The 22004-nt window shown below is 70.0% G+C and carries 14 protein-coding genes; 2 read left to right on the top strand and 12 right to left on the bottom strand.

The window, feature by feature from the left end:
• The 4 genes from ACFWF2_RS22615 to ACFWF2_RS22630 all read right to left on the bottom strand — a co-directional run.
• On the bottom strand, window positions 1–6255 hold a 6255-nt coding region (locus tag ACFWF2_RS22615), incomplete at its 3' end, for an amino acid adenylation domain-containing protein (RefSeq protein WP_379309423.1).
• A gap of 608 nt (window positions 6256–6863) precedes the next feature.
• Window positions 6864–9134 (bottom strand): polyribonucleotide nucleotidyltransferase, encoded by a 2271-nt coding sequence (locus ACFWF2_RS22620; protein ID WP_379309424.1) that lies wholly within the window; start codon window positions 9132–9134, stop codon window positions 6864–6866.
• A 374-nt stretch (window positions 9135–9508) separates the two neighbouring features.
• Window positions 9509–9778: a 30S ribosomal protein S15 gene (gene rpsO / locus ACFWF2_RS22625; RefSeq protein ID WP_019048089.1), complete on the bottom strand. Its 270-nt coding sequence runs from the start codon at window positions 9776–9778 to the stop codon at window positions 9509–9511.
• A 127-nt stretch (window positions 9779–9905) separates the two neighbouring features.
• On the bottom strand, window positions 9906–10886 hold the full coding sequence (locus ACFWF2_RS22630; RefSeq protein ID WP_379309425.1) for a bifunctional riboflavin kinase/FAD synthetase: 981 nt from the start codon (window positions 10884–10886) through the stop codon (window positions 9906–9908).
• A 100-nt stretch (window positions 10887–10986) separates the two neighbouring features.
• Here ACFWF2_RS22630 and ACFWF2_RS22635 point away from each other — a divergent pair, with 100 nt between their 5' ends.
• Window positions 10987–11754: a metal-dependent transcriptional regulator gene (locus ACFWF2_RS22635; RefSeq protein ID WP_379309426.1), complete on the top strand. Its 768-nt coding sequence runs from the start codon at window positions 10987–10989 to the stop codon at window positions 11752–11754.
• On the opposite strand, the gene ACFWF2_RS22640 is transcribed toward ACFWF2_RS22635, so the two are convergent.
• The 7 genes from ACFWF2_RS22640 to ACFWF2_RS22670 form a co-directional block, all read right to left on the bottom strand.
• Entirely contained in the window at window positions 11755–12585 is an 831-nt protein-coding gene (locus ACFWF2_RS22640; RefSeq protein ID WP_379309427.1) for a hypothetical protein, read from the bottom strand.
• 162 nt (window positions 12586–12747) lie between these two features.
• Window positions 12748–13170, bottom strand: coding sequence for an EF-hand domain-containing protein (locus ACFWF2_RS22645; RefSeq protein ID WP_379309428.1), 423 nt, complete (start codon window positions 13168–13170; stop codon window positions 12748–12750).
• A gap of 219 nt (window positions 13171–13389) precedes the next feature.
• Window positions 13390–14322, bottom strand: a complete 933-nt coding sequence (gene truB, locus ACFWF2_RS22650; RefSeq protein ID WP_379309429.1) for a tRNA pseudouridine(55) synthase TruB — start codon at window positions 14320–14322, stop codon at window positions 13390–13392.
• A complete protein-coding gene (gene npt, locus ACFWF2_RS22655; protein ID WP_379309430.1) occupies window positions 14322–14993 on the bottom strand; it encodes a 4'-phosphopantetheinyl transferase Npt in 672 nt (223 codons plus the stop codon). Before npt ends, truB begins: the two co-directional genes overlap by 1 nt.
• 294 nt (window positions 14994–15287) lie before the next feature.
• Window positions 15288–16229 carry a metallophosphoesterase family protein gene (locus ACFWF2_RS22660; RefSeq protein WP_379309450.1) on the bottom strand — a complete coding sequence of 314 codons (942 nt, stop codon included), beginning with the start codon at window positions 16227–16229 and terminating at the stop codon, window positions 15288–15290.
• Between the two features lie 89 nt (window positions 16230–16318).
• Window positions 16319–17461: a lipase family protein gene (locus ACFWF2_RS22665; protein WP_379309431.1), complete on the bottom strand. Its 1143-nt coding sequence runs from the start codon at window positions 17459–17461 to the stop codon at window positions 16319–16321.
• Window positions 17462–17556: 95 nt separating this feature from the next.
• Window positions 17557–18903, bottom strand: a complete 1347-nt coding sequence (locus tag ACFWF2_RS22670) for an MATE family efflux transporter (RefSeq protein WP_379309432.1) — start codon at window positions 18901–18903, stop codon at window positions 17557–17559.
• Window positions 18904–19555: 652 nt separating this feature from the next.
• Here ACFWF2_RS22670 and ACFWF2_RS22675 point away from each other — a divergent pair.
• A complete protein-coding gene (locus tag ACFWF2_RS22675) occupies window positions 19556–20695 on the top strand; it encodes an MFS transporter (RefSeq protein ID WP_379309433.1) in 1140 nt (379 codons plus the stop codon).
• A gap of 291 nt (window positions 20696–20986) precedes the next feature.
• On the opposite strand, the gene ACFWF2_RS22680 is transcribed toward ACFWF2_RS22675, so the two are convergent.
• On the bottom strand, window positions 20987–22003 hold the full coding sequence (locus ACFWF2_RS22680) for a bifunctional oligoribonuclease/PAP phosphatase NrnA (protein ID WP_379309434.1): 1017 nt from the start codon (window positions 22001–22003) through the stop codon (window positions 20987–20989).
• Window position 22004 lies beyond the last annotated feature (1 nt).

Consider the following 22004-nt stretch of genomic DNA (forward strand, 5'->3'; position numbering starts at 1 on the left):
GGCGGCCATGAACACCGTGGCACCCTGCGCGCGAGCGAATTCGGCCAGCGCACTGTGCGTTTCGGCATCGATGTCGATCGCCTGCAGCGCACCACGTCGCGACGCGACCGCGGGCCTGGTCCGATCCGCCGGCAATTCCAGTTGATCCGGCGCACCGGCCAGCGCATCGGCCCAGAACGACAGTTGCCGCGCCGCTGTCGATTCCGGATCAGCGGCATCACCGAGCACGGCGTGCTGCCACACCGCGTAGTCGGCATACTGCACACTCAACGGCGCCCACTGCGGCGCCTCCCCCGCGGCCCGCGCACTGTAGGCAGCGAGCACGTCCCGGATGAGTGGGCCGAACGAGAACCCGTCAGCGGCGATGTGATGCACCACGATCACGAGCACATACTCGGGTTCGAGAGAGCCCGCCGCGCTCGGCGCAGACGAATGCTTCGCTGCCGCGTCGGTGACCCGGAGCAGAATCGCCCGGATCGGGGCGTCGAGGGTGAGGTCGAATCCGGTGGCGGCGAAGGTGCGGACCGCGTCCGGCAGTGCCTGCGCGGTGACGATCTGCGGGAGGACCTCCGGGACCAGGCCTGTGGCGGGCAGGATCTCGGCGATCGCGTGACCGTCGCGCTCCGGGTAGCGGGTGCGCAGGACCTCGTGCCGGTCCAGCACATCGACGAGCGCGGTCTGCAGGGCGGCGATGTCGAGGGCGCCGGTGAGGCGCACTGCCATCGGGATGTTGTCGGTGGCCGAACCAGGGTCGAAGCGGTTGAGAAACCACATGCGCTGCTGGGCGGGCGACAGTGGCAGCGGGTCGGGTCGGGTTCCCGCGACGAGGGCGGGTCCGGAGCCGGTGCCGCGCAGTCGGTCGGCGGCCGCGGCGAGGGCCAGAACGGTGGTGGTGTCGAAGAGCTGGCGGACCGGGATGCGGGTGTCGAGGTCGGTACCGAGGCGGGCCATCAGCCGGGTCGCCAGCAGCGAGGTGCCGCCCAGGTCGAAGAAGTCGTCGTCGCGGCCGACTCGTTCCAGGCCGAGGACCTCGGCGAAGGCGGCAGCGACGGCCTGCTCGGCCGGAGTCTCCGGTGCGCGGTAGGCGGCGGCCTCGAAAACCGGGGCAGGCAACGCGGCGCGGTCGAGCTTGCCGACGGGGGTCAGCGGGACGGCGTCGAGGGCGACGATCGCGGCGGGCACCATGTGGGCGGGAAGGTGGGCCGCGGTGTGCGCGAGGAGCGTCGCGGCATCGATGGTCGCGCCGTCGACCGGGACCACGTACGACACCAGCACGGTCGCACCCGCGTCGGTGCGGTGGCCGATGGTCGCGGCGAAGTCCACCGCGGCGTGCCGGGCGAGAACGGCGTCGATCTCGCCGAGCTCGATCCGGAATCCGCGCACCTTGACCTGGAAGTCGTTGCGGCCCAGGTATTCCAGATCCCAGGAGTCCGCGGACCGCACCCAGCGCACGGTGTCGCCGGTGCGGTACATCCGCTCCCCCGGCGCACCGTAGGGGTTGGTGACGAACCGGCCCGCGGTCAGCGCGGGCCTGCGGTGGTAGCCACGGGCCAGCTGCGGACCGGCGATGTACAGCTCGCCGACGACACCGGCCGGGACGGGACGCAGCCGCTCGTCGAGCACCAGTTCGGTGGTGCCTTCCACCGGGGCGCCCAGCGTGATCGGCGTTGTCGCGGTGAGTGGTTCGCTGATATTGGTGACGATGGTCGTCTCGGTCGGGCCGTACCCGTTGCGGAAGACGAGCCCCGGGATCGCGGCGGTCCATCGCGCCACCAGCTCCGCCGGGCACGCCTCACCACCGACGACCACCACGCGCAGGTCGTCGAGGCCCTCCGGGTGCACCGTCGCCAGCGCCGACGGGGTGATGATCACGTGGGTCACCCGCTCGGCCCGCAGCAGCTCACCCAGCTCCGCTCCACCGAACACACCGGCCGGTGCGACGACCATGGTCGCGCCCTCGGTGACGGTCAGCAGCAGCTCGGCCACCGAAATATCGAACGACGGCGACGCGACATGCAGCACCCGGGCATCCGCCGACGCCAGGTACCGCCCCGCCTGCGCCGGCAGATACGCCGCGACCGCGCCGTGCGGGATCACCACGCCCTTGGGCAGACCGGTGGTGCCGGAGGTGTAGATGACATAGGCGGGATCCAGCGGATCCAGAGCACGACTGCCGGCCGACGAGTCGGCACCGATGGCCGCGGAATCCACCGGGTCGACGTCGGCTGCGGCGGGGTCGAGCACGAGCCAATCCACGGCGGCAGGCAGGTCGGCCCGCACCGCGTCGACCGTGATGCCCACTGCCGCACCGGAGTCCGACAGCATGTGCGTGATGCGGTCGGCCGGATAGTTCGGGTCGACGGGCAGGAAACCGGCGCCGGACTTGATGACGCCCCAGACGGCGATCACCGAGTCGGCCGAGCGCGGAATGCTCACGGCGACAAGATCGCCCGCGCCGATGCCGAGACCGGTCAGGTGCGCGGCGAGGCGGGCGGACGCGGCGTCGAGTTCGCCGTAGGTGAGGGTGCGCGCGCTGTCGCGGATCGCGATCGCGGTGGAATCGGCAGCCGCGCGGGCCAGCACCTGCGGCAGCAGCGAGGACGGAACGGACGGGCCGCCGCTGCGGCCGGTGAGCTCGGCGAGCTCGGCGTCGATCAGCAGCGGCAGATCCGCGACGGCGGTGCGTGGTGCGGCGGCGACCGCGGCGAGCACACCGGTGAACCGGCGCACCATCCGCGCGACCGTGGTCTCGTCGAACAGATCGGTGGCATAGGAGAATTCGCCGGACAGACCGGTGGCGCCGGACTCGCGCAGCGTCACCGAGAGATCGAACTTCTCGATGTCGTAGGGCAGTTCGACGGCGGCGGCGCGTAGGCCGGGCAGTTCGAACGTGGTCGGCGGCAGATTCAGCAGCGACAGTGCCACCTGGAACAGCGGATGCCGACCCGCCGAACGCGGCGGTGCGAGCACCTCGACCAGACGCTCGAAGGGCAAGGTGGTGTGATCGAAGGCCGCCAGGTCGTCGGCGCGGACCCGGCCGAGCAGGTCGGCGAAGGACTCCCCGCCGCGCACCTCGGTACGCAGGACCGCGGTGTTGACGAACATGCCGATGACATCGTCGAGTTCGGCGGCGCCGCGCCCGGCGACCGGGCTGCCGATCGCCACATCGGCATTGCCCGACAGGCGCGCGACGAGCACCGACAGCGCGGCATGCAGCACCATGAACAGGGTCGCGCCGTGGTCAGCCGCGACGGCATTCAGCCCGGCCACCCGGTCGGCGTCCACGGCGAACTCGACCCGGCGTCCCCGCATCGACGCGACAGCGGGACGGGGCCGATCGGTCGGCAGACTCGACTCGTCCGGCAGCCCGGCCAGCGCTGCCCGCCAGTACGCGATCTCGCGCCCGGCCCGGGAATCGGGATCGTCCTCCGCGCCGAGCACGGCCCGCTGCCACAGCGTGTAATCGGCGTACTGCACCGGCAAGGGCGCCCACTCGGGCGCGCTCCCCTCGGTGCGCGCGTAGTAGGCGGCCATGGTGTCGCGCACCAGCGGACCGGCCGACCAGCCGTCCGATGCGATGTGGTGCACCACCAGCACCAGCACGTGGTCACCGTCGACCTTGTACAACCGCGCCCGCAGCGGCGGGGCCGCGGTCACGTCGAAACCGCCCAGGATCACCTCGGCCAGCACATTCGGGAGTTCCTGTGCTGCAACGCTGATAGGTGTCAGCACTTCCGAAAGCGCCGACATCCCCGCCGGCATCAAGCCGCCGACGGACTCTTCCGCTCGCCGGCCGTCGCGGTCCAGCGTGTTTCCGGGACCGCTGGCCCCGGCATCACCAGCAGCCCCAGCCACGCGAGCAGCGCCGGCAGCCGGGACACCCGAGTTCGAGTTCGACTCGGCGGCAAGCGATTCGAAGGCCTGTGCGGGCGCCAGCACATACTGCGTGCCGACCCCGTCGACCTCCGGGTACACCGTGCGCAGCACCTCGTGGCGGGCGATCAGATCGCCGACCGCGGCGCGCAGAGCCTCGAGATCGAGCGCCCCGGACAACCGGACCGCGATCGGGATGTTGTAGGCCCCGGTCTCCGGATCGAACCGGTTCAGGAACCACATCCGCTGCTGGGCGGGCGAGAGCGGCAGCACAGCGGGCCGCGGACCGGCGACCAGGGCGGGCCGATCGTCGGTGGCGCCACCTTCGACCAGCTTGGCGAGCACCGCGGCGGTCGGACTGTCGAAGAAGTCCCTGACATCGACGCGCACACCGAAATTCGCCTGCAGCCGGGCGATCGCGCGGGTAGCGATGAGCGAATTGCCGCCGAGGCGGAAGAAGTCGTCGTCCAGGCCGACGGTCTCGACGTCGAGCAGTTCACCGAACAGCGCCACCACCGCGCGTTCGGTGTCGGTGCGCGGTTCCCGGAACTCGGCCGCCGCGGCCCGGAAATCGGGTTCCGGCAGGGCTTTCCGATCCAGCTTGCCGCTGGCGTTGATCGGCATGGCAGGCAGCTGCACCAGCAGCGACGGCACCATGTACTCCGGCATCGACGTCTTCGCGTGCGCGGCCAGCTCGGCGGAATCCAGCTCCTCGCCGTCGACGCTCACCACATAGCCGACCAGCGCCTCACCGGCCGCGTGCCGGTGCAGCACCACCGCCGCGTTGCCGACCCGGGGATGGGCGGCCAGCACGGCCTCGATCTCCCCGAGCTCGATCCGCAGACCACGCAGCTTCACCTGGAAATCGGTGCGGCCCAGGTATTCCAGCTCGTCGCCGCCGGGCAGCTGCCGCACCAGGTCACCGGTGCGGTACATGCGTTCACCGGGCTCGCCGAACGGGTCGGCGACGAAGCGGTCGGCGGTCAGGCCCGGCCGCGCCACATAACCGCGAGCCAGCTGCACACCCGAGAGATACAGCTCGCCCACCACCCCGGCGGGCACCTGGTCGAGGTTCTCGTCGAGCACCAGCAGCCCGGTGTCGTCGGCGGGGCCACCGATCGGCACCGACACCTCGTCGGCGGCGGTGACCTCGTGCGCGGTGACGTCGACCGCCGCCTCGGTGGGTCCGTACAGGTTGTGCAGCGCGGTCGCCGACAGCGTGCGCAGGCGCGCCGCGGTGGCGGCGGGCAGCGCCTCACCGGAGGCGAACACCATCCGCAGCGACGACAGATCCACCGGTGTGGCGGCCTCGGCCAGCTCACCGACGAACGCGGCCAGCATCGACGGCACGAAGTGGGTGACGCTCACCCGGTGCTCCGCGATCAGCGCGGCCAGGTAGCCGGGATCGCCGTGGCGGCCGGGCTCGGCGACCACGAGCCGCGCACCGATCTGCAAGGGCCAGAACAGTTCCCACACCGAGACATCGAAGGTGTAGGGCGTCTTCTGCAACACCACGTCGGCGTCGGTCATCGCGTAGCACCGCTGCCGCCAGTCCAGGTTCGCCACGATCGCCCCGTGGGTGACGGCCACACCCTTGGGCCTGCCGGTGGAGCCCGAGGTGAAGATGACATAGGCGGTGTTGCCCGCCTGCGCACCACCGACCACCTCGGCTGCCTGCGCGGTCCAGTCGATCTCGTCGGTGCGCAGAACCGGGGCGCCGTGCAGATCCGGCTCGTCGCAGCCGCGGGTCACCACCACGACCGGCCGCGCCACCTCGAGGACGTACTGCAGCCGATCCACCGGGTGATCCGGATCCAGCGGCACATACGCGCCGCCCGCGCGCACGATCGCGTGCACGGCGACGATCAACTCCACACTGCGCCGCATCGCCAGGCCGACCAGCGCTTCCGGCCCGACACCGAGCGCGACCAGCCGCCCGGCCAGCACCCGCACCCTGGCGTCGAATTCGGCATAGGTCAGCGTCTCGGCGCCGAACCGCACCGCGACACCGTCGGGCGTGCGGGCCAGCTGCTCGGCGAACCGGTCGACCAGGGTCGGCGCCTGATCCGCCACCGGCAACTCCACACCCAGCGCCGCCATGGCATCGCGCGCCAGCGAATCCAGCAGCACACCGAATGTCCCGTCGGCCGCGTCGACCACACCGGGGAACAGCTCGGCGAGCACGACCTGCACCAGCGTTTCCGGATCCAGTGCGCCACCGGTGAGCTCGGCCATCAGGGTGAGCTGGGCATCGAGATCGACATAGGCCACCGCGGTCCCGTCGAACTCGACCGCGATCCGTGCCGGCTCCATCGCCGCGACCGTCGCCACCAGCGCTGCCAGCTGTTCTGTTCCCGCGCGCGCCGGAGTGGTGTTGGTCATCTGGACTGCCTTCCATCTACCGACCGCAGGTGACGCCACACGGCCGCAAACAACTCTGGGGAATTCCCCGGACCCACCGGGGTGACGGGATCGGCGCCGGGGCGGCCAACCTCGGGCACCCTGCCCGAAATCCGCCCTCTCACACCGGAATTCAGCGCGATCGGCTATGACACGATCACCGCGATCCGGTTCGCCGCCATGCAACCAGCTATGACTCGGTTATCTCCCGACCTCCATCGTCAAACCACGACACCTGACACCCGCACCAGCAGACGAGGAGAAGCGTATGCGGTCGGATAATAAACCGGACCAGATTCCGTCAAAATCTCGACTCGAAGACCAGGTTTCCCGGCGCTGAGAACGGTCCAGCAATTCGACCGCATACGCCGAGTGGACAGCGGAGGACATATCGCTCCCGAGGCGGCATGTCAGCTGTCGGCACAGCTGCACGCTGTGTCGGGCAACACTATGTGAAACAACGTTGCATCAACGTTGCATCGCAGTGATTCACACCACTTTTCTGTGGCCGCTACTCCCCCAGACACGACGAAACCCCCCGCCGTGCGACACGGCGAGGGGTTTCGGCAGGTGGTGAAGCTACCGCGCGCTTACTCCGCGGCGGCGGTCTCCTCAGCGGGAGCGGCGGCCTCGGCCGTCTCCTCCTCGACGGGGACCAGCGAGATCTTGCCGCGGTTGTCGATGTCGGCGATCTCCACGCGCAGCTTGTCGCCGACGTTGACCACGTCCTCGACCTTGGCGACGCGCTTGCCGCTGCCCAGCTTGGAGATGTGCACCAGGCCGTCACGGCCCGGCAGCAGCGAGACGAACGCGCCGAAGGCGGTGGTCTTGACGACCGTGCCGAGGAAGCGCTCGCCGACCTTCGGCAGCTGCGGGTTGGCGATCGCGTTGATCGCGTCGATCGCGGCCTGCGCCGACGGGCCGTCGGTCGCACCGACGAACACGGTGCCGTCATCCTCGATGGAGATGTTGGCGCCGGTGTCCTCGGTGATCTGGTTGATCATCTTGCCCTTGGGGCCGATGACCTCACCGATCTTGTCGACCGGGATCTTGATCGCGGTGACGCGCGGGGCGTACGGGCTCATCTCGTCCGGGGTGGCGATGGCCTCGGCCATCACGTCCAGGATGGTGGTGCGCGCGTCGTGCGCCTGGTTCAGCGCACCGGCCAGCACCTGCGAGGGGATGCCGTCGAGCTTGGTGTCCAGCTGCAGGGCGGTGACGAACTCACGGGTACCGGCAACCTTGAAGTCCATGTCGCCGAAGGCATCCTCGGCGCCGAGGATGTCGGTCAGCGCGACGTAGCGGACCTCGTCCTCACCCTTGTCGTTGGTGACGGTGTCCGACACCAGGCCCATGGCGATACCGGCGACCGGCGCCTTCAGCGGCACACCGGCGTTGAGCAGCGACAGGGTCGAGGCACAGACCGAACCCATCGAGGTGGAGCCGTTGGAGCTCAGCGCCTCCGAGACCTGACGGATGGCGTAGGGGAACTCCTCCTGCGAGGGCAGCACCGGCATCAGCGCACGCTCGGCGAGCGCGCCGTGGCCGATCTCGCGCCGCTTCGGCGAACCGACGCGGCCGGTCTCGCCGGTGGAGAACGGCGGGAAGTTGTAGTGGTGCATGTAGCGCTTGGTGGTCTCCGGGCCGAGCGAGTCGACCTGCTGGGCCATCTTCACCATGTCCAGGGTGGTGACGCCCATGATCTGGGTCTCGCCACGCTCGAAGATCGCCGAACCGTGGGCGCGCGGGATTACGTCGACCTCGGCGGAGAGCTCACGGATGTCGGCCAGACCGCGACCGTCGATGCGGAAGCCGTCGGTGAGGATACGCTGACGGACCAGCTTCTTCGTGACCGAGCGGAACGCCGCGCCCAGTTCCTTCTCGCGACCGGTGAAGTCGTCACCGAGGCGACCGAGCACCTCGACCTTGATCTCGTCGATCTTGGCCTCGCGGGCCTGCTTGTCGGCGATCGACAGCGCCTCGTTCAGCTCACGCTTGGCGGTGCCCTCGACGGCCTCGAACACGTCGGCGCCGTACGGCGGGAAGAGCGGGAACTCCTCGGTGGGCTTGGCGGCCAGCTCGGCCAGGTCCGACTGCGCGCGGCACAGGCGGGCGATGAACGGCTTGGCGGCCTCGAGGCCCTCGGCCACGACGGCCTCGGTGGGCGCCTGCGCGCCGTCCTCGATCAGCGCGATGACCTTGTCGGTGGCCTCGGCCTCGACCATCATGATGGCGACGTCACCGGTCTCGGTGACGCGACCGGCGACGACCATGTCGAACACGGCGCCCTCGAGCTGCTCCACCGTCGGGAACGCGACCCACTGGCCACCGATCAGGGCGACGCGCACGCCGCCGACCGGGCCGGAGAACGGCAGGCCGGAGATCTGGGTGGACGCCGAGGCGGCGTTGATGGCCACCACGTCGTAGAGATCCTGCGGGTCCAGGCTCAGCACGGTGACCACGACCTGGATCTCGTTGCGCAGGCCGTCGACGAACGACGGGCGCAGCGGACGGTCGATCAGGCGGCAGGTCAGGATCGCGTCGGTGGAGGGGCGGCCCTCGCGACGGAAGAACGAGCCGGGGATACGGCCCGCGGCGTACATGCGCTCTTCGACGTCGACCGTCAGCGGGAAGAAGTCGAACTGGTCCTTGGGGTGCTTACCGGCGGTGGTCGCCGACAGCAGCATGGTCTCGTCGTCCAGGTAGGCGACGACGGAGCCGGCGGCCTGCTTGGCCAGACGGCCCGTCTCGAAGCGGATGGTGCGGGTGCCGAAGCTACCGTTGTCGATCAGCGCGACCGACTCGAAAACACCGGGCTCGACCTCGACCGCAGTCGAAGTACGTTCAGTTGTCTGCGTCATTTTCTTCTCTCGACCTCTCGTCTCGCCGGAGCGCAGCACCATGTGGGCGCGAACCGGCTATTCGTCAGCCGTACCGGACACGGACACGTGGAAACCCTCCTGGCTGCCACGCGCAGCACCCGGCCGTATCCCCTTGGAAGCGGCGACGCGGAGGCGGTCATCGATCGAAGCCCGACGGCGGTGAGGAACACGCCAGCCGAAAGGCCACTACCGAAGACCGACGCCACGCGGACGGATGCACACGGCTGTCACATGTTGTAGTGCACGTGGGAACCCGATGGTCCCCGAATACACGAATAGCCAACGAGAAGAAGTGTACTTCTTCCCATTGGCTACTCGCCGACCGCCTCAGCGGGGAGGCGTGTCGAAGCAGATCAGCGGCGCAGGCCGAGACGCTCGATGAGCGAACGGTAACGCTCGATGTCCTTGGCCTGCAGGTACTTCGACAGGCGGCGACGACGACCGATCAGGGCCAGCAGGCCGTGCCGGGTGTGGTGATCGTGCTTGTGCTGCTTGAGGTGCTCGGTCAGGTCCGAGATCCGCTTCGACAGCAGCGCGATCTGCGCCTCCGGCGAGCCGGTGTCCTTCTCGTGCAGGCCGTATTCGGCCAGAATGGCCGACTTCTGCTCAGTGGTCAGCGCCATGCGGCATCGACTCCTATTTCTCAGTTCCGCGCTCGAAGTTCCGGTTACCCGGGAGGGGCGCCACCGCGGACCGCAGCAAACCCGAGGATCAACCTTACACGCGACCAGGTGAGACGGTGAATCGGGTTCAGGCCTGCTTGGCCGCCTCGGCTGCGGTCAGGATTTTGCGCGCGTTCTCGACATCGCGGCCCATGGCCTCGACCAGGTCGTCGATGGTGTCGAACTTGCGCATGCCGCGCAGCTGCTCGACGAAGTCGACCGCGACGTGCTGGCCGTACAGATCGGCCTCGCCATCGAGGACGAACGCCTCCACGGTGCGTGAGCGGCCGGAGAACGTGGGGTTGGTGCCGACCGAGATCGCGGCCATCGCGCGCTCACCGGGTTCGACCGTGCCGATGGCCGGGCCGTGCCCGAGGACGGTGAACCAGCCCGCGTACACGCCGTCGGCGGGGATCGCGGCGTGCATGGGCGGGGCGACGTTGGCGGTCGGGAAGCCGAGCCCGCGGCCACGGCCGTCGCCGTGCACGACGACGCCTTCGACGCGATGCGGGCGGCCGAGCGCTTCGGCGGCCGCCGTCATGTCACCGGCTTCCACGCAGGAGCGGATGTAGGTGGAGGAGAAGGTGACGGCGTGCTCGCCGAGCAGGGTGACCCCGTCGACCTCGAAGCCGAACCGGCCACCGAGTTCGCGCATGGTGTCGACGGTGCCCGCGGCCTTCTTGCCGAAGGTGAAGTTGTCACCCACGACCACCTCGGTGACGTGCAGGCGTTCCACCAGCAGGTCGTGGACGTACCCGGACGGGGTGAGCTTCATGAAGTCCTGGGTGAACGGCATCACGCAGAACACGTCGATGCCCAGTTCCTCGGCGAGTTCGGCGCGCCGGGTCAGGGTGGTGAGCTGCGCGGGATGCGAACCGGGCCGCACCACTTCCATCGGGTGCGGATCGAAGGTCATCAGAACCGACGGAACACCACGCTTCTTCGCCGCGGCCACCGCACGGCTGATCAGCTGCGCGTGCCCGCGATGCACGCCGTCGAACACGCCGATCGTGAGGACGCAGCGCCCCCAGTCCGCGGGCACATCGTCGAGACTTCGCCATCTCTGCACAGAGCGAAGCCTACGCAAAGCGGTACGGGAACAGAATTCCGGTGTGAGAAGGATCCTGCACCGCGCCGTGCCGTTCGCCGATGTGTCATTCGGGCCAGGGATGCCTAACATCAATGATGTGCCAGGTAAACGAGATGTCGCTCCCCGCCGCGCGTCGACGCAGCTCGGTGAACAGGCCGAACTCGCTGCCACCGCGACGATCGCGCCCGAGTTGTCGGCGGTGGCACAGGACTACCTGAAGGTCATCTGGACCGCGCAGGAATGGTCGCAGGAGAAGGTGTCGACGAAGCTGCTCGCCGAGCGGATCGGGGTGTCGGCCTCCACGGTGTCGGAGGCCGTGCGCAAGCTGTCCGATCAGGGTCTGGTCGAGCACGCCCGCTACGGCTCGATCACCCTCACCGAGCACGGCAGGCGCGCCGCGATCGCGATGGTGCGCAGGCATCGGCTGATCGAGACCTTCCTGGTCAACGAACTCGGCTACGGCTGGGACGAAGTGCACGACGAGGCCGAGGTGCTCGAGCACGCGGTCTCGGAGCTGCTGATGTCCCGCATCGACGCGAAACTCGGCCACCCCGACCGCGACCCGCACGGCGACCCCATCCCCTCCGCCGACGGCGCCGTCCCCACTCCCCCGGCCCGCCGCCTCAGCGACTTCGCGGCAGGCGAATCCGGCCGCGTGGCTCGCATCTCCGACTCCGATCCGGCGATGCTGCGATACTTCGACTCGGTCGGGATCGCCCTCGACACCGTGATCGAGGTCGAGGAGCGCCGCGATTTCGCCGGCACCATCGCGGTCCGCATCGCGGCCGCCGACACCCCCACCGAGCTGGGGACACTTGCCGCCGAGGCGATCTGGCTCACCGCCTGATCAGCAGTTGAAGTAGCGCCGCAGGCTGTCCGGCACGCCGTCGGCGGTGGCCGTGTCCCAGCAGGTGGTGTGCGGGAACAGGACATAGGTGGTCCAGGTTCCCGAGGTGCGGGTGATGATTCGCTGGTTGTCACCGGGAGTGGCCCAGGAGATCACGGCCCACTGTCCGTCGCACTCGCCGATGTCGGCGGCCGGTGCCGGGTCGACGCCGAGTTCGGTCTCGATGGTGGATTCGGCGCAGGCCGGTGCCGGTTCGGGTGCTGCGTCCTGGAAGCGGAGCTGTCCGGTGACGGTGGCGCCCTGGTCGACGAGGAAGAGGCTGTGCATGCCTTCCGGGACGGGGTCGGTGCCCGCGGGGGCCGTCATACCGAAGCGGTAACAGCCGGTCACGGTGGTGAAGACGGCCAGCCCGGACGTGTCGGTGACACCGTCCAGCCGCTGGGTTTCGGTGGTTTCGCCGACGGGGATGTCGTGGCTCGCCGGATCGCACGGCTGCTGGAGCGAAAGGTATACGGGAACACCCGGAACTGGAACACCCGACAGCGTCGCGGTGCGCAGGACGACGGTGCCTGTCGTGGGTGTCGGCGGCGGGCCGGGCTGTGCCGGGGTGGTGGGCACGGCGGTGGTCCCGGGGGCGGTGTCGATCGGCGCGACCGTGGCCGGGGCGGCGGTGGCCGGGGCGCCGCTCGGCGGGGTGACGACCGACGGTCGTGACGTGCTGGTCGGTCGCGCCGCACTCGAGGTCCCTGACACCTGCGGGTCACCAGCTCCACATCCGGCGAGAAACAGTGCTGTCACACCGGCAACGACGCCGATCCAGGTCTTCCGCATCGCAGCCATGATTCACCCTCCGAGCCGCCAGATATACATCTCGGCTATCGCCCGGTGCGGTGCGCACGTTAACGACAAGTCAAGTGGCACTGACACAGTGGCGCGGCCCGATCAACGGGTCGACAGCGGGTGACGACCGAGCCGCCGATCTCCCGCTGGGTATCAGCGCGACAGGAAGTCCAGCAGTACCCGGAATTCCGCGAGGGACAAGTACCCGTCGCCGTCCTGGTCCGCGGCGGCGAGCAGATCACCGGCCGGTTCCTCGATCCGCCCCGCGCCGACGTGGCGGATCAGCGAATCCAGTTCGGTGACCGAGATTCGCCCATCGCCGTTGACATCGAACACCCGGAACGCCGCCTCGGCATCGGTCACCTCGATGCGCCCCTCGACGACAGCGGCATCGAATTCGGCACGCGAGACCAGGAAGTCACCGTCGGTGTCGGCCGCGGCGACGAGTCGCTCGATCGCCGGGCGGTCGACTTCGATACCGGCGGAACGGATTCCGGCCGCGATATCGTCGACCGACACCAGGCCGTCACCGTCACGGTCCCACAGCGCGAATGTATCGACCTGTTCTGCAGTCATCTCGCTACCCTTCCCCGCGGGCGGCGATAACCATGGCGCCGACCGTTACCGCCACTGTACTTATCCGAGGGCCGGTGCACGTCGGCCCGTTCCTGCCAGCGGGTATGCCTGGGCCCGGCATTTTCGTGCACAACGGCCATCGGCAGTCAGTTTTCTGACTGCGCGGCAGCGTATTGCACGAAAATGCCGGGCGTATCCCTCGGCGGACTTTCCGCGAGGTCAGTCGCCGATGCCCTGGGGGCGGACCACCATCACCGACGCCGCGCGCTTACCGCTCTCCTCCAGCAGCGCGATGGCGCGGCCCGCCGGATCGATCGCGGCGTACACGCCCTTGCGGCCGATCGGTTCGAGCCAGCGTCCGTTGCGCAGGTCGTTCGCCTGGGATTCGTCGATATCGCGGTGCGGGAACGCCGTACGCACCGCGGTGTCGATATCGAGGCTGAGCAGTGGCTGTCCGGCCTCGGCGGCAGTGGCGAGTTCGTCCAGGGTGCGGGCGTGTTCGAGGGTGAACGGGCCGACCCTGGTGCGGCGCAACGCCGTCAGGTGGCCGCCGACGCCGAGGGCGGCGCCGAGGTCACGGGCGAGGGCGCGGATGTAGGTGCCCGAGGAGCATTCGACTTCCACGTCGAGGTCGACGAATTCGCCGTCGGCGAGATCGCGGCGGGCCAGGATGTCGAAGCGCGACACGGTGACCGGACGCGCGGCCAGTTGGACGTCTTCGCCGGCGCGGGCGCGGGCGTAGGCGCGTTCACCGTCGACCTTGATGGCGCTGACCGTGGCGGGTACCTGCTCGATGTCGCCGGTCAGCGCGGCGACACCGGCCGCGATCTGCTCGTCGGTGAGGTGCAGCGCCGGCGTGGTCGCGGTGACCTCGCCCTCGGCGTCGTCGGTGATCGTGGCCTGGCCGAGCCGGATGGTCGCCGTATACGCCTTGGTGGTGAGGATCAGCTGACCGAGCAGCTTCGTCGCCCGCTCCACGCCGAGCACGAGGACACCGGTGGCCATCGGGTCGAGGGTGCCCGCGTGGCCGACCTTCTTGGTGCGCAACAATTTCCGGCTGCGCGCCACCACGTCGTGGCTGGTCCAGCCGCCGTCCTTGTCGACGATCACCAGCCCGCCGAGCTGGTCGACCGCGGGTGTACGCGCGGCCATCAGCCGTGCGCGATCGCGGTCAGGATCAGCCCGTCGGCGATCAGCCAGCGTCCGCCGAACGCGGTCAGCGGGGCGCCGCCGTCGTTCGTCATACCGGGGACGAGCAGCTTCGTGTGGAACGTTCCCGAGCCGGAATCGGCGGTGCGGGAATCGATCTCGAAGGTGATGTGCGCGTCCTCGAAGCCGAGCCAGCGCAGGGTCAGCGGGAACCAGGCCTTGTAGGTGGCTTCCTTCGCGCAGAACAGCAGGCGATCCAGGTGCAGGCCCGCACTCGGCGCACCGGCCAGCCAGTCCCGTTCGGCGGGCAAGCTGACCGATTCGAGCACGCCGTCGGGCAGGGCACCGTGCGGTTCGGCGTCGATGCCGACCGAGCGGAACCGCAGCGCGTGCGCCATCGCGGCAGCACGGTAGCCGTCGCAGTGGGTCAGGCTGCCGACCACACCGCGCGGGAACAGTGGCATGCCACGCTCCCCTTTACCGATCGCCACCGGCGGCTCGCCGAGCTGCTCGAGCGCCAGCCGCGCGCAGTGCCGGGCACCGATGAAGTCGCGGCGGCGCTTCTCGACCGACTTGGCGATGAGGTGCTCCTCGGCCGGGTGCGCCTTCAGGTCCTCCGGGTACGCCAGCAGCTCCGCGGCAGCAACCCCGGACGGCAGAATGTTCTGAATCATCGGGAACCAGCGTAATCGGTGCCATAGCTCGCCGTCCGACCGCAGCCGCTGTTGCCTGTCGCGCTCATCGCTCCGGCGTCGGCCGAGGCCACAGCCGCACCCCCGCCCGTGAATGCCGGCCCGGCGGCCGTCACTGCCCCGCGCCCGCCACGGCCTGGCGCCCGTCACTGCCGGCGGGCGTCTGGCCCTGCGGCTGCCAACTGCACGACAGCTGTGTCTGCCCGCCCGGCTACCGGTGGCCGGAACGCGCTGCGGTCGGGGCCGGAACGTGGTGCTGCCGGTACCGCGACGGGGTCAGATGCCCCGGCGCCGGTCGGCTTTCGCCCGCATCTCGGCCGCCGCGGCTTCCATTTCCGGGGTGACGGTGAAGTGGCCGCCCCAGGCGTTGAGGTCGCCCTCGGCGTAGACCGGTTCGGGCAGGATCTGGCGGAGCAGGGGTTCGGGCATGCCGCGGCGCTTCCATTCGCGGGGGTAGCCGAGGGAGACCTCTTCGAAGCGGACGCCGTCGTAGTAGGTGGTGCGCGGGATGTGCAGGTGGCCGTAGACCGAGCAGACCACGTTGTAGCTGGTGTGCCAGTCGGCGGTGAGGTCGGTGCCGCACCACATCGAGAACTCGGGGTAGAACAGGATCTCGGTGGGCTGGCGGACCAGCGGGAAGTGGTTGACCAGCACCACGGGGGTGTCGGCGCCCAGGGCGTCGAGGCGGCGCTGGGTGTACTGCACACGGGCGTGGCACCAGGCGTCGCGGGTGAGGTACGGGTCGGGGGTCAGCAGGAATTCGTCGGTGGCGACGACATTGCGCTCGCGCGCGAGGGCCAGGCCCTGGGTCTTGGTGGTGGTCCCGGCGGGTAGCCACGAGTAGTCGTAGAGCAGGAACATCGGTGCGATGGTGACGCGGCCGCCGTACTGCTCGGCGCCGGATCCGGTCCACACCGGGAACGGGTCCTCCGGTGTCACGACGTCGAGGTCACGGCACATCGCGACGAGGTAGTCGTAGCGGGCGGCGCCGTGCATCTGCACCGGGTCCTTGGGCGTGGTCCACAGCTCGTGGTTGCCCGGCACCCAGATGACCTTCGCGAACCGGCCACGCAGCAGCTCGAGCGCCCAGCGGACCTCGTCGGCCTTCTCGCCCACGTCACCCGCGACGATCAGCCAGTCCTCCGGCGAATCCGGCTGGATCTGCTCCACCACCGGCTTGTTGCCCTGATGCCCCACGTGCACATCACTGACCGCCATCAACTTCGGATTCACCTGTCCACAGTGGCATACGCGCGCGGCGGCGCGTCCGTGGGGCGCGGCAGCGCCCCTGTCCACGCTGACGCGGATCAGGCGCGGAACAGTCCGTCGACGAAGGCCAGCACGCGATCGCGCGAGGCTTCCTCGATCTCCTCGTGCGAGACCGAGTACATCTCGAAGTCGACCTGGGTGCCCGAGGCGCGCAGTTGGGACAGCAGGGTGAAGGTCATCGGGATCGGGACGACGGTGTCGGTGACGCCGTGGGTGATCAGCACCGGTTCCTGGTAGCCGGCGGTCGGGGCGACCATGTAGTCGCGCAGGCCGGTCCCGATGCCGTTGTCCGCCATCGGTTTCGCGAGTATCGACCCGAGTGACATGCCCGCCGAGAGCGTGTCGAAGTCCTGGACGCAAGCAGCGGAGATGGCGTCGACGAGGGTCCGGCCCGGTTCACTGAGGTGCCCGTTCACGTCGAGGTCTGGACGGGTGGCGCGCAGCCCGGCGAGCATGCCGGCGAACGGGCCGGTGAGCCGGTCGACCATCGGCAGGTTGGGCACCTGCGGACCCACCTGGGCGAGGATGTTCTCGTAGTTGGACTCCGGCGCCATCGCCACGGTGCCACGGAAATCGAGGTCAGGCGCGTAGCCGGTGGCGAGGTTGCCGGTGGCCAGCGCGGCGTGCCCGCCCTGGGACGAGCCGACGACGGCCCACGCGTTCGACAGCGCGGGAACCGCGGACCGTGCCGCCTTGACCAGGTCGACGGTTGCCGTCGCCTCGGTGCGCGTGTGCAGGTACGGGTGGACGGTTCGCGAGTTCGGCGACAACCCGACATAGTCCGGGGCAACTACCGCCCAGCCGCGATCCAGGAATGCTTGCAGCAGCGGCCGGTCGTTGGCCGCTTTCGTCGTCGTGATGCCGCACTGTGGACCGAGTCCGCTGGTGCCGTGGTCCCACGCCACGATCGGGTAGCCGCCCGCGGGTGCGGGTGCAGCGGGGAGCAGCACCAGTCCGGCGCTGTCGACCAGTCCGCCGGTGGGTCCTTCCGTGCGGTAGTCCACGATCGCCGCGCGCGACCAGTCTCCCCAGCCCGCGGGCTGGTCGACGTGTGCGAGGAGCGCGCCGGTGCCTTCCGGAGCCGCCTGCGCCGGGGGTATCCCCACCCCGGCACCGGCCAGCAGCACTGCCGCGCCGGCCGCCAAGCGCAGGCCGGCACTCCTCGAAAACACGTCCAGCACCGCTACTTCGCCTCCATCATCGGCTCGAAGTCATCCGTTCCGACGGTAGTGCGACATCGCCATCGGGGGGATCGGTGTGACGAGCGCCACTCCCTTCAGGCGGCTCCGCTCGGCACATCGGCGCCGACACGAGCCCAGCGGCCGGAGCGAGCCCGGGCGACGACGGCGATCAGGCGCAGCAGCATGAAGGCGACCAGGCCGGACCAGATCCCCGCCACGCCCCAGTCGAAGACGAGGGAAAGCCAGATCAGCGGAAGGAAGCCGGCGAGGGCCGCGGCGAGGGTGGCGGTGCGCAGGAACGCGGCGTCGCCCGCGCCGAGCAGCACGCCGTCGAGCGCGAAAACCGCGCCTGCCACGGGGATCATGGCGACGAAGAACCACCAGATGACGTGGGTGCGATCGAGGACCTGCGCGTCGCCGGTGAACAGCAGCGGGATCACGCCCGCACCGGCGGCGAAGACCGCGGCCAGGACCAGCGCGAAGATCTCCGACCAGCCGGTGACCCGGCGCGCGATACCCTTCGCGCCGCGCGCATTGCCCGCGCCGAGCGCGGCGCCGACGAGGGTCTGGGCGGCGATGGCGAGCGAATCCAGGGTCAGCGCAAGGAAATTCCACAGTTGCAGGACCAGCTGGTGGGCGGCGACGGAGGCGGCGCCGAAGCGCGCGGCGACCGCGGCGGCGGAGACGAAGCACACCTGGAACGACAGGCTGCGCACGATGAGATCACGGCCGAGCACCAGCTGCGCGCGCATCACGGCGGGACGCGGACGCAGCGAAACCCGTTCCCGCAGCAGCGCGTAGACGAACAGGGCGCCGGACACGAGCTGCCCGGCGAGATTCGCCACCGCCGAACCGGCCAGTTCCATCCGCGGCGCGCCCAACAGCCCGTACACCAGCACCGGGCACAGCACGGCCGACAACGCCAGTCCCGCAACCACATACATCAGCGGGCGGCGCACGTCCTGCACGCCACGCATCCAGCCGTTACCCGCCATCGACAGCAGGATCAGCGGCACACCGCACAGCGCGATCCGCACCCAGATCAGCGCCTCGTCGGCGATCTCGCCACCACCGGCGATCGCCGCGCACAGCGGCCCCGCGAACAGCTGCACCACCAGCACGATGAGCACACCGATCGCCGCCCCCACCCAGCTCGTCTGGATGCCCTCCTCGACCGCACCGGCCCGATCCCCCGCGCCGTGCCGTCGCGCCGCCCGCGCCGTCGTGCCGTACGACAGGAACGTCAGCTGGGTGCTGACTGTGCCCACGATGACGCCACCGACGGCCAGCCCCGCCATAGCCAGCGCCCCGAGCCTGCCGACGACCGCCATGTCGAACAGCAGATACAACGGCTCGGCCACCAGCACACCGAGCGTAGGCAGCGCGATCCCGAGAATCCGCCGCGGACCGACCTGACCCTTCGGATCATCGATGGAACTCACGCCCCGGCCTCCCCCGTCGATGGGCGCCCGTTCCGGCGCACGCCAGTGCTGATCACGGCCGATGGTCGCACACCGCACCGACAAGCCGGCGGCGACGGCACGGCATGCGGTCCAGCTGCCCAGGCACACCGACCGGGCACCGGACGATCCCAGCGCATCGGGGACGCGCCGCCCGAGCAGACCGATCGGCATCGTGGGCGCGATACCGACCGAATCGATGGGCACCGTGGGCGGCCCGGAGGCACCGTGGGCGCTACACGGTCCTGATCGCCCGGCACTCAGTGCGCGACAAGCGCCAGACCGGCTCGGCCCGACACCGTGGCCACGACACCGGCATGACCCCTCGACGAGGCCATCTTCCGGTCGATCGTCGCCGCCCGGCGCGACACCCCGAGCCACACAGTGGGCGCGACGCGGGCTTGGCCGCTCGGCATCATGGGCCGACGCCGTCCGGTCCGATGCACGTCATAAGCCCGGCGCCGACGGGGCTGATTCCGGAAAGTCGCGTGATGTACGCCCCGACGGGGCATTATTGGTCACCCGCCCAGATGCTGCCGGTACGACCACACCGCACGCTCGGGCGAGCGAACACCGCGAACTCCCAGTCCGCCCGAACCACCGAGGACGATCGACCATGGCGAACCGATGGCGCATGATCACGGCGTTTGCCCTGGTCGGCGCGGCCACGCAGCTGGTGTGGCTCACTTACGCACCGGTGACGACCGTCGCCGCCGAGCATTTCGGTGTCTCCGAATCCGCCGTCGGCTGGCTGGCGAACATGTTTCCGCTGCTCTACGTCGTCCTCGCGGTGCCCGCGGGCATCCTGCTCGACCGCTGGTTCCGGCCGGCGTTGATCGCCGGCGCGGTGCTGACCGCGTTCGGCGCAGGACTGCGGTTGCTCCACGACGGGTTCGCGGTGGTGTTCGTCGGGCAGACCGTCGTCGCCGTGGCGCAGCCGCTGGTGCTCAATGCGATCACCGGCATCGCCGGGCACTACCTCGACGAGAAGGACCGGCCGACGGGGATCGCCGTGGGTACGGCGAGCACGTTCGCCGGGATGGCCGCCGCCTTCGTCCTCGGCGCGGCGCTGCCCGCGGAATCTCAGCTCGGGACGCTGGCGGCGATCGGTGCGCTCTTCGCCGGTGCGGCCGCGATCTGGCTGACGGTGGAGCTGGTCCGCGCCGGACGCGGACCGGCGGCGAGTACACAGACGTCGCTGTCCGCCCTGCGCGCCACGCTCGGCGACAGCTATGTGCGCAGGTTGTGCGTCGCGGTGTTCTTCCCGTTCGGCACCTTCGTCGCCCTGGCCACCTACGGTCAGGCGCTGCTGGAACCCGCGGGCGTCAGCGCCGATGCCGCCAGCATCGTGCTGCTGATCAACGTCCTCGCCGGCGTCGTCGGATGCGCGGTCGTCCCGGTGGCGGTGCTGCGTCGCGGCGTCGAGCTGCCCGCGGTCATGGTCGGCCTCACGGCCAGCGCGCTCGCCTGCCTGCTCGTGGCCGTGGCACCGGGCCTTGCCACCGGATTCCTGGCGTTTGTCCTCATCGGCCTCACCCTGTTGCCCGCGCTGCCGATCGTCCTCACCATGGCCGAACGCCACACCGGGGCGGCCGAAGGCACGGCGGCCGGACTGATCTGGATGACCGGCAATCTCGGCGGCCTGGTCGTCGCCGGCGCCACCGGGCTACTCGTCGACCGACCGGCACTCGCCTTCGGATTGTGTGCTGCCACAACGATTCTGGGCGTCCCGCTCACGATGCGCTTGCGCCGCACTCCTGTTCAGGTCGGCTGATCGCGCCCGGACAGATCGGCAGCGCCGTCACTCACCTGAGCCGAGCCGGTCGGCTGGACCGCCGCCGCCAGCCCGAGCCGGGCCGCTCAGCAGGGCCATCACCACCTGCGCCAGACGATCAGCTAGGCCATCCTCAGCCTGGTCGCTCGCCGGCATGGACCGAGCCGATCGGCTGGACCGTCACCAGCCTGCGCCGGGCCAATCGGCTGGACCGTCACCAGCCTGCGCCGGACCGGTCAGCTGGACCGTCCCGCCTTGGCCGGACTGGGCGTCCGGTCACCAACTCGGCGATCAACCGAGCGCGGTGACCAGAGCCTGCACCACGTCGACCGCGTTGCCGTAGGTCGTATACCCCGCCGCGAACCGGTGCCCGCCACCGCCGAACGATGCGGCGATCGCCGCCACATCCACACCATCGGCAGCACCGGGCGCGGAGTCACGGGAGCGCAGCGAGACCGTCCACCGGTCGTTCTGACCGCGGGCTTCCTTGAAGACGGCCGCGATCCCCGCTTCGGCGGTGGTCCGGACGACGTCGATGACGCTCTCCACCTCTTCGGGCCCGACATCATGGGTGTCGGCGGCGCGCACCAGCGCATAGACCAGCCCGACGCCCGCGGCCGACGGGACGACGACGGCCGTCGACAGCACCTTCGACAGCATCGGCAGCCACGAGAACGGGTGGGTGTCGAGCAGCACGCGGGTGATCTCGGCGCCATCGATTCCGGTGGCGAGCAGCCGCTCGGCCATGGTGTGACTGCCGGTGCGCGCCCAGCGGAACGATCCGGTGTCGGTCACCAAGCCCGCGAACAGGCAGTGCGCGATGTCGGCGTCGATCGGGATGCCCCACGCGTCGAGCAGGCGGGTCACCAGTTCGGTGGTCGACGCCGCCGACTCGTCGATCAGGTCGACGGTGCCGAAACCGTCGTTGGCGCGGTGATGATCGATGACCAGCGTCGTCGCCGCACCGGGCAACCGGTCGGCGAGCGCGCCGAGCCTGCTGCGCGCGCCACAGTCGACGACGACCAGCAGGTCGACCTCGAGCGGCACCTCCGCGGGCGCCACCAGCAGATGACCGCCGGGCAGCGTCCGCAGCGAGGCGGGCAGTTCGGCGGGCTCGGCGAACGACACCGCCACCGGCACGCCCTTGCGCTCCAGCGCCAGTGCCAGCGCGAGCCCGCTGCCGATGGTGTCGGCGTCGGGCTGCACGTGACACAACACGGTCACCGAACGCGCCGCCGCCACTGCGGCGACGGCGGCGTCCAGCACCATCGCGTCCCTGGCGCCGGTCATGCTGCGTCCGATCGGCATG

The sequence above is a fragment of the Nocardia sp. NPDC060259 genome (assembly GCF_042728775.1).
Classification (GTDB): domain Bacteria; phylum Actinomycetota; class Actinomycetes; order Mycobacteriales; family Mycobacteriaceae; genus Nocardia.